This window comes from Actinomadura sp. 9N215 (assembly GCF_044326345.1).
Lineage (GTDB): Bacteria > Actinomycetota > Actinomycetes > Streptosporangiales > Streptosporangiaceae > Spirillospora.
Genome location: NZ_JBIRBA010000008.1, coordinates 205,695 through 221,769, shown reverse-complemented (window position 1 = coordinate 221,769; position 16,075 = coordinate 205,695). Strand labels below are relative to the sequence as shown.

The following is a 16,075-nucleotide window of genomic DNA, read 5'->3' as shown; positions in this document are numbered from 1 at the left end:
TGGCGCCGACATTAGGGTTGGTTGACGCCGTCGTGAACGACGAGGGGTAGCGGTCGTGACCATCCGGGTAGTCCATCGTCCGGCTCGTACCATCCTCCCCCGCCCGGAGCCCGAACCGCGCCTCATCGAGGCCCCGCCCACACTCCCGGAGGAGGGCGCGCAGGGCAACCAGGTGCTGATGATCCTGCCCATGGTCGGCATGATGGCGTCACTGGCGATCATGACGGTGCTGCGCAACCCGGCGTTCATGATCTTCGGGGCGGTGCTGCTGGTGGTGGCGGTGCTGGCGGGGGCGGCGATGCTGCTGTCGCGGCGCGGGCAGGTGTCCCGGCAGCGCCGCGCCCAGCGCGAGCGCTACCTGGAGTACCTGGAGGGGTTGCGGGAGGAGCTGGCCGCCCGGGAGGCCGCGGAGCGCGCGCGGGCGCGGGTCCTGGATCCGCCGCCGGAGGCGCTGTACGACGTCGTCCGCGACCCGACCCGGCTGTGGGAGCGGCGCCGCCGCCAGCCCGACTTCCTGCGGGTGCGGGCCGGCACCGGGTTCATGCCGGGCGCGCCGCTGGAGCTCGGCGAGCAGGGCACCGCGCTGACCCCGACCGACCCGTTCATGCTCGCGGAGGCGCGGGGGTTACTAGAAAGGTTCCGCAGCTCGCCGGACATGCCGCTGACGCTGCCGCTCGACATGGCCGGGAACGTCAGCGTGGTCGGCGGGCGCGCGGACGACCTGCGCCTGATGCGGGCGCTCCTCGCCCAGCTCACGGCGTTCCCCTCCCCGCAGGCCGTGGCCGTCGCGGGGGCCTGCGGCGCCGACCGCGCCGCCGACTGGGACTGGGTGAAATGGCTGCCGCACGTGCTGGACCGGCACCGGCACGACGCCGGCGCGCCCGTCCGGCTGATCGCGCCTAGCCCGCTGCGGCTGGCCGCGCTGCTGTCCGACGACCTGCGCGACCGCACCGACTTCGCGGCCGAGGTCCGGCGCGGGCTCGGCCGCAGGGACTCGTTCCAGCTACTGCGCAGGCTGCTGGTGGTGCACGACACCCACGGCGACATCGCGGCCGACCTGGTGCGCCCGGACGAGTCCGTGCCGCCCGCCGATCTCGCCGCGACGATCGTCCATCTGGTGGCCGACCAGCGGCAGGAGCCAGGCGACGTGAGCGTGCGGATCCGGGTCGACGGCGACCGCGTCGAGGTGGACGACCTGCGCGACCCGGTCCCGGTGACCATGACCGGCACGGTCGACGACGTCCCGTCCGGGATGCTGGCCGGGCTCGCGCGGATGCTCGCCCCGCTGCGGCTGTCGCGCGAGTCGGCGGAGGAGAGCGCGGCCGAGGGCGGCGAGATCGACTTCACCGCGCTGATGGGCGTTGACGACCCGGCGGAGATCGACGTGACGCGGCTGTGGGCGCCGCGCAGCGAGCGGGCCTTCCTGCGGATCCCGATCGGGCTGGACGACGCGGGCGAACCGGTCGTCCTCGACCTGAAGGAGGCCGCCAGCCTGGGCATGGGCCCGCACGGGCTGTGCGTCGGCGCGACCGGGTCCGGCAAGAGCGAGATGCTCCGCACGCTGGTGCTGACGCTGGCCGCCTCGCACCCGCCCGAGCAGGTCAGCATGGTCCTGGTGGACTACAAGGGCGGCGCCACGTTCGCGCCGTTCGGCGACCTCCCGCACGTGGCGGGCGTGATCACCAACCTGGAGGACGACGCCGGGCTTATCGAGCGGGCCTACGCGAGCCTGTCCGGAGAGGTGCAGCGCCGCCAGCAGCTGCTGCGCGACGCGGGCAACATCGCCAGCATCGGCGACTACGCGTTCGAGCGGACGCGCCGTCCCGAGCTGGCGCCGTTGCCGTACCTGCTGGTCATCATCGACGAGTTCGGCGAGCTGCTCACCGCGCGGCCCGACTTCATCGAGCTGTTCCTGTCGATCGGCCGGATCGGGCGCAGCATCGGCGTGCACCTGCTGCTGTCGAGCCAGCGGATCGAGAGCGGGAAGCTGCGCGGCCTGGAGACGTACCTGTCGTACCGGCTGGGGCTCCGCACGTTCTCGGAGGAGGAGAGCCGCACCGTCCTGGACAGCCCGGACGCCTTCCACCTCCCCGCCCTGCCCGGGTTCGGGTACCTGAAGGTCGACACCAGCGTGTACCAGCGGTTCAAGAGCGGGTACGTGTCCGGGCCGTACCGCGGACCGGTGCAGACGGTGAAGAAGGGCGACGAGCGGCTGCCCGTGCGGCCGTACACGGCGTACAACCTGTCGGACCCGTCCGACACGGCGCGCAGGACGGGCGGCGAACCGGCCGGAGACGGGGCCGGGCTGCCCGAGCGCTCCGCCGGTCCCCGGCTGCTGGACGTGCTGGTCGGCGGGCTCGTCCAGCACGGCCGCCGGATCCAGCACATCTGGCTGCCGCCGCTCCCCGCGCTGACCACGCTGGACGAGGTCACGGGCCCGGTCCGGATCGACGCCGACGGCATGCGGCTCCCGGTGAGGACGGAGCCGCTGCAGGTGCCCATCGGCCTGCTGGACGACGCGCGCCGCCAGTGGCAGGGCCTGTGGAGCCTCGACCTGGCGTCGGCGGGCGGGCACGTCGCGCTGATCGGCGGCCCGCAGACCGGCAAGACGACGCTGCTGCGCACCCTGGTGCTGTCGCTGGCGCTGACCCACTCCCCCGCCCAGGCGGCGGTGTACGGCCTCGACCTGCTCGGCGGCGGGCTGCAGGCGCTGGCGCGGCTGCCCAACGTCGGCGGCATCGCGGGCCGCAGCGACCGGGAGCGCGTGCGCCGCACGGTCGAGGAGGTCCACGCGATGCTGGACCACCGGCAGGAGGTGTTCCGGCGGCACGGCGTCGACAGCGTGCAGCGGCTCCGGTCGATGCACGCGGCCGGGCAGGTGCCCGAGCTGGCGGCCGCGGACGTGATCCTGGTCGTGGACGGGTTCGGCGCCATCCGCGCCGACTTCGAGGAGATCGACGAGATGATCACCGACATCCTCACGCGGGGCGGCGGCTACGGCGTCCACCTGGTGGCGGGCATGCTCCGCTGGAACGACGTGCGCATGTCGGCGCAGTCGATGTTCGGCCGCCGGATCGAGCTGCGGCTGAACGACCCGTCCGACTCGACCGTCGAGCGCAAGCTGGCGCAGACCATCGGGGCGGGGCAGCCGGGCCGCGCGCTGACCGACGGCAAGCTGTTCGCCCAGGTGGCGGTGCCCGCGCTCGGGGGGAGGCCCGATCCGTCCGAGCTGGGCGCCGCGGTGGAGTCGGCGGTCGGCGCCGTCCGGTCGGCGTGGACGGGCCCGGTCGCCCCGCCGGTCCGGGTCCTGCCGCACCGCCTGGACGCGGCCGACCTTCCCGGCCTGGGCGAGCAGCCGTCGCTCGTGCCCATCGGGCTGGAGGAGCGCTCGTTCGAGCCCGTCCTCCTCGACCTGTTCGGCGCCGACCAGAACCTGCTCGTGCTCGGGGACGGCGGGAGCGGCAAGTCCGGCCTGCTGCGCCTGATCGCGCGGAGCCTCGTCGACCGGTACACCCCCGAGCAGGTCGTGTTCGCGGTCATGGACCCGCGCCGCTCGCTGGGCCGGGAACTGGTGCCGGAGCCTTACATGGGCGGGTACGCGAACACGCCGCGGGTGTGCGCGGGCCTGGCGGCGGGCGTGGCCAAGGAGCTGGAGGGCCGCCTGCCCGAGCCGGACGACGAGGACGCCGCCGGCGCCCTCGGAGGCCCGCGCATCGTGGTCCTGGTCGACGACTACGACCTGCTCACCGCCGCCGGGCAGCAGCCGATGGCGGCGTTCGTCCCGTTCGTCCCCAACGGCCCGGACATCGGGCTGCACTTCGTGGTCACCCGGCGGGTCGCGGGGTCGAGCCGCGGCCTGTACGACCCGCTGGTCCAGTCGATGCGCGAGATCGGCACCGGCTCGCTGCTGATGTCCGGGGACCGCTCGGAGGGGCAGATCTTCCCGCGCGTGCACGCCGACCCGCTCCCGCCGGGCCGCGGAAAGTGGATCAGGCGCGGCGAGTCCCCCCGCCTAGTCCAGACCGCCCTACCCAAGGACGACCCCCCACCGAAGACCGAACCCACGACACCGAAGCCCGAGACCACACCCCCAAGGGCCGAGCCCTCGACACCGAAGGAGACGGCCACGCCGCCCGGGGAGAAGACCGAGGAGGGCCGGTGACCTACGACATGGTCGTGCTGACCAGGCGCGCCCCCAACGTGCGCGCCATCGTGGACTCCATGGTGGACGCCGGCGACACGCTGCGGGTGCGCGGCTCCGGCGACGGCGCGCTCATCCAGCTGTGCGACGACGAGGGTCTCCCGCTGCTGAGCATCGAGTCCGCGCAGCGGGTCGACGTCGCGGGCGAGGTCGAACGGCTGCTCGGCCCGGACGTCGTCGCCGGGCTGACCGTCCCGTTCTGGTGGGTGGAGGCGCGGGCGACCGGCGCCGACCCGCGCGGCCAGGAGGCCGCGGACCGGTTCGCCGCGGCCATGGTGGAACGGCTCGGCGGCGCGGTATGGCGCTCGGCGGAAGGCGGCGGCCGATGACCACGGCGCATCCGGCGGTGGACATCGTGACCGGCGAGAGCGCCGTGGTGATCCAGGACCGTCCGCTCGTGCCGCTGTCGAGCTGGCTCACCGACGTGATGGCGCGGTGCGCCGCCATCGGACAGGCCGTGCAGGTGCTCGCCCCCCACGACGCCCGGCTCACGCTGCCGCTGCGGCTGGCGCTCAACGGCAAGGACACCCGCTGGGTGGTCCAGGAACCGGACGACGGCTACTACGACGGATTCAGCGGCTTCCCGCTGGCCTGGGACGGCACGGCGTTCGTCGTCGACCGGGAGGCGGCCACGCGCGGACCGTCGCCCACGTACCTGCGCGAGCCGCCCGCCGGCCTCGGCCACCATCTGACGGTGAGCCTTCAGATCGTCCACCCGGCCACGCCCGAACTGGAGCTGGGCGGAACCGTCGAACGGCTGACCGAAACACTGGCGGGCGCCCTCCCGGCGTCGTGGGGGACGGCCGAGCCCGCCCTGTCGCGCTGGTCGCCCGGCGAGCTCACCGACCTGTGCCGCCGCCGCACACCGCGGGCCACCTACCTGGTCTTCATGGGCCCGCACGGCACGGACGCGCCGGACACGCCCCGCTTCGGCGGCACGGTCCGCGTCTCCCGGGTGACGTCCGGGGTGAAGGAGGCGATCAGCTTCGCCGTCGCGCTGCCCCCGGACGCCGGCCGCCCGCTGGACGACCTCGGCGACCTGGCCGCCGCCCTCGCGCGCGGCGGGACGCTGAGCACGCTCGTCGCCCGCTGGGCCCCCGGCCGGACCGACCTCACCTTCCCGGCCCGCTGGTGCGGCCGTCCGCTGCCCCTCGGCCTGGCGGTCGGCCCGGCGGGCGTCGCGGAGATCGGGACCGGACGCGCGGCGGCAGCGGAGTCCGGCGGACGCCCGATCGGCGACCCCGACCAGCCCGGCATGTGGTACCCGTTCGCCGACGACGATGACCCGGCGGCCTGGAAGCGATTCGGCGACCTCCTCCGCCACCTCCAGGGCCTTTGACGCGACCCCGCACAGTGGGCACAGCCAATCTGACCCGCCGGTCAGATGATCATTACACCCAATCGGCGATTACGTACTGTCCCTTTTCCGCCATGTCCCACTTTTGTCGGGCCCGGCCCCTAGCGTGGGCGTCATATCGGTCGACGATGGGGGGTTCGCATGACCGCTTGGGACATCGATCCGTACGGGGTTCAGGGCGTCATCAACCGGACGGCGGCGGCGTTCAAACCGATCGAGAAACACGTCAAGACCTTCGTGACCGGTTCCCGCGACGCCGCCGAGGCCAGCGGCAGCCCCCGCGTCGCCCAAGCCCTGCAGGGATTCGTCCAGCACCACCAGACGACGCTGAACGGCATCGCCCGCCGCGCCGAACGCACGCTGCAGGGCGCCGCCGACGCCACCATGGCCTACGTCCACGGCGACGAGGAAATGGCCGCCCAGACCCCGGGCCGCCGATGATCGTCCCCGACGAGGTCCTGGGCATCATGGCCAAGGTCCACCCGGACGCGGTGGAGGCCGAGGCCCACGGCCTGAAAAAGGCCGCCGCGGGAATCCGGGAGGCGGGCGCGGACGTCCACACCACCTGGCAGGGCTTATCCGCCTTCTACAAGGCCCCCGAGGCCGGCCGGCTCTTCTCCGCCACGACACCCGTCCGCGACGACTCGGCCATGTTCGCCGGCCAACTGGAAAAAGTCACCGGCGCCCTGACGACCTACGCCGCCGAAACCCGCGTCATCAAGAACAAACTCACGAGCCTGTACATGCAGGCCGTCACCTTCGTGAACAAGACCTACGCCGAAGACGGCGACTGGCAGGAGAACAAGGACCTCGTCCGGCAGAACAACGACCTGCTCGCCGCCGTCGACGCCCAGGCCATCGCCTTCCAGAACGCCCAGGAGAAGGCCGCCCAGAACATCTACGCCGCCTACGGCGAAACCGCCCCCGCCCTGCCCACCGGCGGCGGCGGCCAGGAACGTCCCTGGGGCTCCCCCGAAAAGGCCGACCTGCCCTGGTACGAAGACCTGGGGAACGGCGCGGTGTCCCTCTTCAAAGGCTTATTCGGCGACGGCCTCCTGGGCGACGCGACCGGCATCTGGGACCTGGTCACCTCCCCCAGCAAATGGTTCGGCGCCTACAAGAGCCTGATGGCCCTCACGATCCCGTTCAACCCGATCACCATGCCGGCGATGCTGATCCCGTCCGTCCGGCGCAAGGTCGGCGAAACGTGGAAGGGATTCGGCAAGGGCTTCGTCGCCTGGGACCGCTGGAAACAGGACCCGGCCCGCGCCTTCGGCAACACCCTCTACAACGTCGTCACCTCGATCATCCCCATCGGCCGGGCCGGCAGCGCCGGCAAACTCGGCAAGCTCTCCCACGGCGCCGCCAAGGCCGGCGCGGTCGTCGACCCGCTCAGCCTCACCGTCCGCGCCGGCGCCAAGATCCCCAAGGTCTCCGACATCGCCGCCCACCTCACCGGCAAGATCGGCGACCTCACCACCACCGTCAAACTCAACCTGGAAAAGATCCACCTCCCCTGGCACCGCCCCGCCCCCGCCTACCACCCCGCCCCCCACACGAACATCCCCGACCGCATCCCCGAATGGGTCCAACGCCAACACCGCCACCCAGCCGAAACCCAGGTCCGCGCCTCCTACACCCCCGAGATGGCCGGCGCCCGCACCGGCCCCACCACCAACACCGCCCACGACCCCTCAGCGCCCCCGAGCGGGAGTCCCGATCCCAACCCCGGCGGTGGCGGCGCCACGTCCATCCACGAACCCTCTGGCGGTCACACCGCCACATCTCACGCCGGAGACGGCCCCAGTGGCCCGTATCACGGCACCATCGCCTCCCCGAGCGACCCTGCCCTGCCGGGTGCGCCACACGGCCCGTCGGGCCCGCCGCACGATCCCTCCGGCAGCGGCCCGAGATCCGGATTCGAGGACAGGGCCATCCTGAGCGACCACGCGGACGCACCGGCGAAGAACGAGCGCTTCGGTGACGGCGGCGTCGAACTCGAAGCCAACAGGCGCTACATCGTCCAGGACCAGGACGGCGAGCTGCGCGGCATCTACTTCACCGACGAGCACGGGAAGATCGTAGAGGTTCACACAAAGTCCGGCCGCACCGGCGGCTGGAACCCTGAGTTGCGCAACCCGCGCCCCAATACGGTCTACCATGTGGACGACAACTGGAAATTCCACACCGATGCCGAAGCACGGACCACCCGGGTCGAAGGCCAATTGCACTACACCGGCTCGGACCCTGCAAACCGCATGGGAACGGATCAAACCAATACCGGTGACCTCGGGCGTGTGGAGTACGAAGAGATAAATGACCAGATAGTCAAATCCTTCGAGGCCGAGCACGGACGACCACCCGAGCCGGGTGAGATCCAACTGTTCGATGAAGTAAGCTGGCAGGGCGGACATTTGATCGCCACGGCGGTCGGCGGGCCGGGCGAGCGCATCAACATCGTTCCCATGCTGGAGTCGCTCAACCGTTTCCAGAAGGGAGGGGATGCCGGAACCAACTTCAGAAGCATGGAGGACGCATTAAACGCGCTGATCGATCGCCCCGATCCTCACATAGTGAAGATTGTTATCGACGTCGACTATCCACCGGGCAGGAGGGCGCCCACGAGGATTAATGTGGATTTCGATATCAATGACCGCTTTGATGCCCAACTCTCCTATGACAATGTTCCACCCTACAAATAAGACGCCATCATCAAGGACCGGTCGATGCCCCTTCCCACACCCATGCCCCCAGAGGAGCAGGGCAAGCTCCTGCAAGAGGTCGGTGCCGAAATCATCTCCGCTGCGCCGGCAGGATGGGTAGAGGTTCGTTACTCACTGGGGATGACCGCAGAACTTTCGGGCGGCTATGTGACCGTCCGACTGGAAGATGACACGACGGTTCGCGTCAAACCACCTGAAACCTCGCGACTGAAACTGCGAGAACTGCGCGCCGGAATGTACGAGCCCGGCAAGGGCACATGGTTCAGCGCAGAATATGTGGTCGTCCGTCCGGGCAGGTACAGCGTCGACTTTGACTACGACAATGAGCCAAGTTTCACCGCGACGCTGAACTTCAAACCGAGTCCGATGACCTATGTCAACGATCTCAAGTGGTTCCCGCGCGACGATGAACACATTCCCGGCTGGCTCCGCCAGAAGATCATTGAGGCCGAAGCCGCCGAAGAAGAGAAGTAGCCGTCAGTCGGGATATGCCAGCGTAACAAATCAAGACACAGAAGGCGACTCTGTCATCCAAGGTCGAGTTCCCTGGCCACCAGATCCCGCGTGCACGCCGGGAAGGTGTGAAATGGCGGGCGCCGGAGACCCCCTCAACGAGGGCTGTGGCGACAAGGAGGCTGTTGATTTTCATGAGTGGACAGCCGAGGCGGGCTGCGTCGTACCAGTTCGATCCTCTGGGGGCCGTTCGGTACGTTCCGGTGACGCTGCGGGGGGAGGTGATCGGGTACCTTTATGCGTCTGACCTCGAGTTCGCGGCCGGTTTCCTTCGGCGGCTAGAGGTGATGGACATGGCGTTTCGTGCACCCCTGGTCTGGTCGAAGCGACTGCGCGAAGCCTGTAAGGACGGGCTGGATCCATTGGAAGCGCTACAGAGATGGCGGGGCGCACCCGAAGATCCTGAAGGCGGAGCGATCGCCACCGACGCCCCCGAAGGAGAGGCGGAGAACAAGGAGGCGTTGAAGGAGCTGGCCAATCCCGGATACGTGGATCCCCTCAAGGATTTCTTCACCAAGGAGCCGACCTGGCCGGACGGAACCCCCATCGATCGCAGAAAGGTCCGAGAGACGCTGGGGCCGCTGAAGATACCGGAGACGGACTATCCGGCGTCAACCGACGGGCCGGTGCGGTACTTCCCGGTCGTTCTCCAGGGCAAGGTGGTCGGCTATCTATGGGCATCGGTGACCGACGACGCGGCCCACTGGCAGGATCGTGGTGATGCCGGAGCACTCGGCAAGAACGCGGGGGTGCCGTGGGTGCAGCGGCTGAGCGAAGCGGGTGAGGAGGGCCTCACCCCGCTGCAGGCGCTGCGCAAATGGAAAGGCGCCCCCGAAGACCCTCGCGGCGGTGCCATCCCAGCCGACGCCGAAGAACGCGAGGCTCCCAGCCTGCGGGCACTCCAGGAACTCACCGGCGACTATCCCGCATCCACCGATCAGGCAGTGCGGTACTTCCCCGTCGTCCTCCAAGGCCGGACGGTCGGCTACCTGTGGGCGTCGGTGACCGAAGACGCGGCGTCCTTCCTAGCCCGCCCCGATGCAGGAGCCGCCGGGGAGGGCGCACGGACCGTGTGGGAGCAGCGGTTGCACGAAGCGGTCAAGGACGCGCTCACCTCATTGCAGGCGCTGCACAAATGGCGAGGCGACCCGGAGGACCCGCGCGGCGGTGCCATCCCGGACAAGGCCAAAGAGCGTGAGGCGCCGAGTCTCCATGCTCTGGAAGACATCGCGAACGAATAGCACGATTCAGGTCTGCCGGGGCGATGCGGCCGTAGGCATGGCGGATCGTGGTCTTCCCGGACGTGCTCAGGCTGGTCTATCGAGGAGGCCGGGAGTGACCAGGGACGTTGTCGCGTTGGTGGGGGCTGAGCCGGATGTGGGGGCCGTTGTGGCGGGGATGGTGGCGGCCGGGAGCGGGTGGCGGGTGCAGGGGGTGGCGGACGGTGCGGCGTTGCGGTTGTGCGATGAGGACGGGCAGGCGGTCGTGACCATTGAGACGCCCGTTCTGGTGGAGGTGGCCGGTGAGCTGACCCGGCTGCTGGGGCCGGAGGTCGGGGAGGTGGAGGCGCCGGTGTGGTGGGTGGAGGCGCGCGGTGACGAGTTCCGGGACGGGTCGGAGGTGGTGGCGTTGCGGTTCGCGGCCCGGCTCGTCGAGCGGCTCGGCGGCGTGGTGTGGACGGGCGACCCGGAGTACGTCAGGCGCGCGACATGACGGACGCGACGATCGACGTGATGTCGGAGCGGGTCGGCGTGGTGATGCAGAACCGGCCCGTCGTCTCGTTGTCGTCGTGGATGGCGGAGGCGATCCGGGCGTGCGCTGAGGACGGCAAGGGGCTTCAGGTCGTCACGCCCGTGCATTCGCGGCTGACGCTGCCGCTGCGGCTGGCCCTCACCGGCCCGGACTGCCGCTGGGTGGTGACGGATCCGGCCGGCGGCTACTACGACGGCTTCTCCGGTACGAGGCTCGCGTGGGACGGCGCGGCCTTCTCTCCGGACGGCGGCATGGCCGACGCCTTCAAGGAGGCGGGCCCGGACGGGACGCAGTTCGTCATCAACGCGACCGTCCGGCACACCGCGTACGACACCCTGGCCGTCGGGGTCGTCGCGCAGGTGATCTGCGAGGAGCTCGGCGGCGGCCCGCCCGCCGGGTGGGGCACGTCCGAGCCCGCCGGGATCACGTGGAACGTGGAGCGGCTGACGACGCTGTGCCGCGACAGGGCTCCGCAGCCGACGTGGCTGGTGTTCGTGGGCGACGGGGTGGTCGGCACGATGACGGTGACGCGCACGACGTCGGGCGTGCAGGAGACCGTCACGGCCGGGGTGGGACGGGAGGCCGACGCGCGGGCCCTCGCCGAGCGGCTGGACGCGGGGTTCTCGCTGGTGTCGATGCTGGCGCAGAAGATTCCGGGGCGGCCCGACCTGACGGTGGAGCCGCGCTGGTCGGGGCCGCCCGTGCCGGTGGGCATGGCCGTCGGACCCGAGGCCCAGGCGGAGATCGGCGCGCGGGTGCTGGGCCGGGCGGAATGGTTCGACCTGGACGAAGGCCCGGAAGGGTGGGCGGAGTTCGCCCGGATCATCTCCACCCGGAAGGGTCCGGCGGCGTGACGCCGTCCAGCGGCGGACACGCCGAGTCTCGGGCATGGCGGGCGGCGTCAGCCTGATCGGCTCGCGCGGGTGACGGACGCTATTCGCGGTGGTGGTTCTCGCCGGGCCAGGTCTCGCCGGGCCAGCCGGAGACCTGCTCGGACGCGTCCGGGTCGACGCCCGGGACGATCTGCTCGCACCACACGACCTTGCCGGCGGCGGTGCGGCGGGTGCCCCAGCGGTGCGCGAGCTGGCTGACGACGAGGAGGCCGCGGCCGTTCTCGTCGTCGTCCTCGGCGCGGCGTAGCCGGGGCAGCGCGGCAGAGCGGTCCAAGACCTCGCAGACGAGCGTGCGTTCGAGGAGGAGGCGCAGTTCGATCGGGCCTGGCGCGTAGCGGAGCGCGTTCGTGATGAGCTCCGACGCGAGCAGTTCGGTGGTGTAGTCGAGCTCCTCCAGGCCCCAGTCCTCCAGGCGGCTGGAGACGAGGCCGCGGGCGCGGCGGACGGCGGCCGGGTCGGCGGGCAGCGTCCAGGAGGCGTAGCGGTCCTCGGGGAGGCGGCGGAGCCGGGCGATGAGGACGGCGATGTCGTCGCGGTGCTGGTCGGCGTACACGCCGGCGAGGGTGGCCTTCGCGAGGTCCTCCATCGAGTGGCCGACGGAGTCGGGGCCGAAGACCTGCTGGAGGCGGGCGAGGCCGTCGTCGATGTCGCGGCCCCGGTTCTCGACGAGGCCGTCGGTGTAGATGACGAAGAGGCTGCCGTCCTCGACGGTGAACTCGCGGCTCTCGATCGCGGCGCCGCCCGCGACGCCGAGCGGCGGCGCGGGCGGGACCTGCAGGTACTCGTTGTCGCCGTTCGGACCGGCGAGCAGCGGCGGCAGATGCCCGGCGGACGCGATCTCGATGGTGCCGGTGGTCGCGTCGTACACCGCGTACACGCAGGTGGCGAAGTGCGGCTCCTGCTCGCCCAGCTCGATCATCAGCTCGTGCATGACGTGCAGGGCGTCGGCGGGCGGCAGTTCGAGGTTCGCGAGCGTGTGCAGGGCGGTGCGGAGCCGTCCCATGGTGACGGCGGCGCGGACGCCGTGCCCGGCGACGTCACCGACGATCAAGGCGACGCGGGCGCCGGGCAGCGCGATCGACTCGTACCAGTCGCCGCCGACCTCGACGAGCTTGCTGCCGGGCAGGTAGCGGTGCCTGACCTCGACCGACGACGGCGCCGACAGCCGGTTCGGCAGCAGGCTGCGCTGCAGCGCCAGCGCGGTGGCGCGCTCGCGGCTGAACCGCCGCGCGTTGTCGATGACGATCGCGGCGCGGGTGGCGAACTCGGCGCCGATCTCGACGTCGTAGGCGTCGAACTTGCGGAACCCGGGGACGCGGGTGCAGGCGAGGAACCCGAGCAGCGTGTCCCGGGCGATCATCGGCAGCAGCACCATCGACACGTTGGTGAGCAGCTCCCCGGCGGGGCCGCGCCGCCACAGCCGGGCGATCTCGGACGCGGAGTCCACGTCGATGTGCGGCAGGTGGACCGGACGGGCCGTGTCCATGACCTCCCGGTACGGGGTGCCCTCGGGGAACACCAGCACCTCGCCGACGGGGAACGCCGACGTCCACGCCGGGTTCCCGTCGTCGGAGGTGACGGCGATGCGGCGCAGCACTGCCGATCCGGACTCGGCGTGCACCTCGTCCGCGGCGACCAGGCTCTCCAGCACCAGCACCGACGCGGCGTTGCAGTAGTGCGGGACGACGACGTCGACGAGACCGCGCGCGGACTGGTCGAGGTCGAGGGACGCGCCGAACCGGGTGAGCTGGTCGTCCATCAGGGCCCGCCGCATGAGCGCGGGGTCCTGGTAGCGCTCGCTCGGCGGCAGCGCGACCCGGACGAACAGCAGCGCGGTGGGCGCCACGGAGGAGTCGCCGCCGACGAGCGGCTGCGCGGTCACCACGGCCTCGGTCGACGTGCCGTCGCCGCGCACCACGGTGATGACGCCGTTGCGCTCCTGCCCGGCCTCGTTGGCCTCCAGCAGCGCCTCCAGCTCGGCCTTGGCGTCGTCCCCCACCAGTTCGGTGGCGGGATGGCCGATCAGCTCCTCGGGGGCACGGCCGAGGACGGCCCTCGCGTTCGGACCGCATTGCGCGATCCGCCGGGAACCGTCGATGCCCAGGACCAGCGTCCGGGACGCCGAATCGGTTGCGGGCGCATCGCCTCGCGGCGCCATGACGGATCTCACGTGACGCGCTCCCAGACAGCCGGTCGTTTCAGCACTACCCAGCGACAGTATGGGGCATGACACCGTTTCAAGGGGAGAAGATCACGCTTACCACGTCGAAATCCCTTAGGTATATGTCCCTCTCGGACACATTCCGGGCGCTCCCCCGTCCGATGGACCGTCCGATCGAGGAACCGCGCGGCCTGCCGATGGGCCGCGGGCGGGGCCCGGGTGGGGCCTCCGGCGGGGTCCGCGGGAATGGCGGGGGCTACCAGAATCGTTTTTCTAGTGGCACGATCGGTTCCGTCTGGGTACGCCACCGTGGCGCCTCAAGACCGGAGGTTCTCGCATGTCTTCTTCTGTCGCACCCCCCGCGCAGCCGACCGCACTGTACGGCGGTACGAGCGGGCGAAGGGTGACCGTACGCGACATCGCCGCCGCCAAGGAGCGGCACGAGAAGTGGCCGATGCTCACGGCCTACGACGCGCTCACCGCGCGGATCTTCGACGAGGCCGGCATCCCCGTGCTGCTCGTCGGCGACTCCGCCGCGATGGTCGTGTACGGCTACGACTCGACGATCCCCGTCACCGTCGACGATCTGATCCCGCTCACCGCGGCCGTCGTCCGCGGCTCCAAGCGCGCCATGGTCGTCGCCGACCTGCCGTTCGGCTCGTACCAGACGGGCGTGCCGGAGGCGCTCGCCGCCGCCACCCGGTTCCTCAAGGAGACCGGCGCGCACGCCGTGAAGCTGGAGGGCGGCCGCCGGGTCCTCCCGCAGGTCGAGACGATGGTCGCCGCGGGCATCCCCGTGATGGGGCATCTCGGCCTCACCCCGCAGTCGGTGAACGCCTTCGGCGGGTACCGGGTGCAGGGCCGCGGGCAGGACGGCGACGAGCTCATGGCGGACGCCAAGGCCCTCGAAGCCGCCGGCGTGTTCTCCGTCGTGCTCGAATGCGTGCCGGAGGAGCTCGCGGCGCGGGTCACCTCGTCGCTGTCCGTCCCGACGATCGGGATCGGCGGCGGCAACCAGACGGACGCGCAGGTCCTCGTCTGGCAGGACATGGCCGGGCTCACCCCGCACACGGCGAAGTTCGTCAAGAAGTTCGCCGACATGAACACGCTGCTCGGCGAGGCGGCGCGCAGCTACGCCGACGAGGTCGTGAGCGGCGTCTACCCGGCGCCGGAGCACACCTACCACTGACCGTCCACTACTCACTGACCGGCCGCCGACCGCCGGCCCCGGCCTTCACTGGTCGGGGTCGGCGCGGGCCAGATCCGCCCGGGCGGCCTCGCCGTCGCCGCCCTCGCGGGCCAGGCCGTCGCGGGTACGGCCGTCGCGGGGCGGGGGGATGCGGCGCGGGTCGGGGTCGTCCGTCATGATCTCGGCGCGGAGCGTCTCGACCGCCGACCTCAGGACGTCAGGACCTGCGACGTTCATCAGCAGCAGGCCGAGGTTGAGGGCCATCTGGCCGTCGGTCATCTCGCTGCCGGCGAGGGCGTCCACAGCGGTCCGCAGGTCGGCCTGGTCTTCGGCGGACACGTTCTGCAGCAGCCCCAGGCAGTACGTCGGCAGCGCGAGCCTCGACTTGGCGAACGACACGCCCCGCATGATCTCGCCCGCCTCGTGGGCGCGGGTCTTGGCCTGCATCCGGTCGACGCCACGGTCGGCGGCGGCGAGCAGCGAGGTCAGCAGCGTGCTCGGCCCGACGGCGACGTCCTCGTCCCCGACCCGGACGGTGAAGATCGCGCTGCGGAACACCATCATCGAGCCGAAGCTCGCGACCAGCACCTGCGTGGCGGCGACGACGTCCGGGGAATGGACGCCGAACCGCCAGTTGAACGTGTGCAGGGCCAGCAGCGAGCCCGCGCCCGCCGTCCCGTTGATCAGCACGTACATCCAGGTGCTCGGCACCCGCACCAGCGTGGTGGGCCGGTCCCGGTACCGGCTGACGAGCTCGGCGACGCCGACGAGGCAGCTCAGCGAGACGGCGACGACGTATCCGATCATCCGACCGTCCTCCAGCCCCCACCCGACCACCATGCAACGGACGAGCTCCGCTCGACGGTCCCGTTCACTCCTCGGTCAGCCTGACGATCTCGTCGATCTCGCGTTCCACGGCGACCAGGCCGCGGTCGCGCAGCGCCTCCACGGCGTCCGCGACCTCCAGCAGCCCGAGCCGGGTCGCGTGGTGGATCTGCTCCAGCGACATCGGCCCCTGCGCGGCCCTCAGCTGGGCGAGCACGCGCCTGCGCGCGTCCTCGGCGTCCGGCCGCTCGCCGGGCGAACCGGGCCCGCCGGGCGAGCCGGGCTGCTCGCCGGAGGCGCGGCCGTACTCTCCGGTGACTGGACGGGGCGCGGCCGCGCCCCGTCCAGACGAGGTCAGGAACGCGCTCCACGGGTCCGCCGACCGGATCTCTCTCATCTCCACCTCGCTGTCGCCAGCCCGATCATAGGTCAGCAATCGGACGCGCCAGGGCCGCAAACCG

General features: G+C 71.2%; 13 protein-coding genes. 10 read left to right on the top strand and 3 right to left on the bottom strand.

Annotated elements, in window-relative coordinates; all coding sequences use genetic code 11:
* Positions 1 to 55 precede the first annotated feature (55 nt).
* The 9 genes from eccCa to ACH34T_RS16255 all read left to right on the top strand — a co-directional run bounded on the left by eccCa (position 56) and on the right by ACH34T_RS16255 (position 11,400).
* Positions 56 to 4,162, top strand: a complete 4,107-nt coding sequence (eccCa, locus tag ACH34T_RS16295) for a type VII secretion protein EccCa (RefSeq protein WP_395992955.1) — start codon at positions 56 to 58, stop codon at positions 4,160 to 4,162.
* Positions 4,159 to 4,530 carry a hypothetical protein gene (locus ACH34T_RS16290; RefSeq protein WP_395992954.1) on the top strand — a complete coding sequence of 124 codons (372 nt, stop codon included), beginning with the start codon at positions 4,159 to 4,161 and terminating at the stop codon, positions 4,528 to 4,530. Before eccCa ends, ACH34T_RS16290 begins: the two co-directional genes overlap by 4 nt.
* Positions 4,527 to 5,540: a DUF6177 family protein gene (locus tag ACH34T_RS16285; protein ID WP_395992953.1), complete on the top strand. Its 1,014-nt coding sequence runs from the start codon at positions 4,527 to 4,529 to the stop codon at positions 5,538 to 5,540. The genes ACH34T_RS16290 and ACH34T_RS16285 overlap by 4 nt, the downstream gene beginning before the upstream one ends.
* Positions 5,541 to 5,699: 159 nt before the next feature.
* Complete coding sequence (locus ACH34T_RS16280; RefSeq protein WP_395992952.1) at positions 5,700 to 5,999, top strand: DUF6507 family protein; 300 nt, start codon at positions 5,700 to 5,702, stop codon at positions 5,997 to 5,999.
* On the top strand, positions 5,996 to 8,260 hold the full coding sequence (locus tag ACH34T_RS16275) for a DNA/RNA non-specific endonuclease (protein WP_395992951.1): 2,265 nt from the start codon (positions 5,996 to 5,998) through the stop codon (positions 8,258 to 8,260). Before ACH34T_RS16280 ends, ACH34T_RS16275 begins: the two co-directional genes overlap by 4 nt.
* Positions 8,261 to 8,284: 24 nt before the next feature.
* Positions 8,285 to 8,755, top strand: a complete 471-nt coding sequence (locus ACH34T_RS16270; RefSeq protein WP_395992950.1) for a hypothetical protein — start codon at positions 8,285 to 8,287, stop codon at positions 8,753 to 8,755.
* Between the two features lie 332 nt (positions 8,756 to 9,087).
* On the top strand, positions 9,088 to 10,035 hold the full coding sequence (locus ACH34T_RS16265; protein WP_395992949.1) for a hypothetical protein: 948 nt from the start codon (positions 9,088 to 9,090) through the stop codon (positions 10,033 to 10,035).
* Between the two features lie 94 nt (positions 10,036 to 10,129).
* Positions 10,130 to 10,507: a hypothetical protein gene (locus tag ACH34T_RS16260; protein WP_395992948.1), complete on the top strand. Its 378-nt coding sequence runs from the start codon at positions 10,130 to 10,132 to the stop codon at positions 10,505 to 10,507.
* Positions 10,504 to 11,400 (top strand): DUF6177 family protein, encoded by an 897-nt coding sequence (locus ACH34T_RS16255; protein WP_395992947.1) that lies wholly within the window; start codon positions 10,504 to 10,506, stop codon positions 11,398 to 11,400. The genes ACH34T_RS16260 and ACH34T_RS16255 overlap by 4 nt, the downstream gene beginning before the upstream one ends.
* Before the next feature lie 79 nt (positions 11,401 to 11,479).
* On the opposite strand, the gene ACH34T_RS16250 is transcribed toward ACH34T_RS16255, so the two are convergent.
* Positions 11,480 to 13,609 carry a SpoIIE family protein phosphatase gene (locus ACH34T_RS16250; protein WP_395992946.1) on the bottom strand — a complete coding sequence of 710 codons (2,130 nt, stop codon included), beginning with the start codon at positions 13,607 to 13,609 and terminating at the stop codon, positions 11,480 to 11,482.
* A gap of 328 nt (positions 13,610 to 13,937) precedes the next feature.
* On the opposite strand from ACH34T_RS16250, the gene panB reads away from it, so the two are divergent.
* Positions 13,938 to 14,789: a 3-methyl-2-oxobutanoate hydroxymethyltransferase gene (panB, locus tag ACH34T_RS16245; protein WP_395992945.1), complete on the top strand. Its 852-nt coding sequence runs from the start codon at positions 13,938 to 13,940 to the stop codon at positions 14,787 to 14,789.
* A 45-nt stretch (positions 14,790 to 14,834) separates the two neighbouring features.
* On the opposite strand, the gene ACH34T_RS16240 is transcribed toward panB, so the two are convergent.
* Positions 14,835 to 15,596 carry a hypothetical protein gene (locus tag ACH34T_RS16240; protein ID WP_395992944.1) on the bottom strand — a complete coding sequence of 254 codons (762 nt, stop codon included), beginning with the start codon at positions 15,594 to 15,596 and terminating at the stop codon, positions 14,835 to 14,837.
* 64 nt (positions 15,597 to 15,660) lie between these two features.
* Entirely contained in the window at positions 15,661 to 16,011 is a 351-nt protein-coding gene (locus tag ACH34T_RS16235) for a hypothetical protein (protein ID WP_395992943.1), read from the bottom strand.
* Positions 16,012 to 16,075: the final 64 nt, after the last annotated feature.

What these genes read in the sequence shown, in the direction of transcription:
- ACH34T_RS16235 (WP_395992943.1), bottom strand. Translation starts at nt 16,011, where the DNA reads ATGAGAGAGATCCGGTCGGCGGACCCGTGGAGCGCGTTCCTGACCTCG.
- ACH34T_RS16285 (WP_395992953.1), top strand. Translation starts at nt 4,527, where the DNA reads ATGACCACGGCGCATCCGGCGGTGGACATCGTGACCGGCGAGAGCGCC.
- ACH34T_RS16240 (WP_395992944.1), bottom strand. Translation starts at nt 15,596, where the DNA reads ATGATCGGATACGTCGTCGCCGTCTCGCTGAGCTGCCTCGTCGGCGTC.
- ACH34T_RS16275 (WP_395992951.1), top strand. Translation starts at nt 5,996, where the DNA reads ATGATCGTCCCCGACGAGGTCCTGGGCATCATGGCCAAGGTCCACCCG.
- ACH34T_RS16255 (WP_395992947.1), top strand. Translation starts at nt 10,504, where the DNA reads ATGACGGACGCGACGATCGACGTGATGTCGGAGCGGGTCGGCGTGGTG.
- ACH34T_RS16265 (WP_395992949.1), top strand. Translation starts at nt 9,088, where the DNA reads ATGGCGTTTCGTGCACCCCTGGTCTGGTCGAAGCGACTGCGCGAAGCC.
- panB (WP_395992945.1), top strand. Translation starts at nt 13,938, where the DNA reads ATGTCTTCTTCTGTCGCACCCCCCGCGCAGCCGACCGCACTGTACGGC.
- ACH34T_RS16270 (WP_395992950.1), top strand. Translation starts at nt 8,285, where the DNA reads ATGCCCCTTCCCACACCCATGCCCCCAGAGGAGCAGGGCAAGCTCCTG.
- ACH34T_RS16280 (WP_395992952.1), top strand. Translation starts at nt 5,700, where the DNA reads ATGACCGCTTGGGACATCGATCCGTACGGGGTTCAGGGCGTCATCAAC.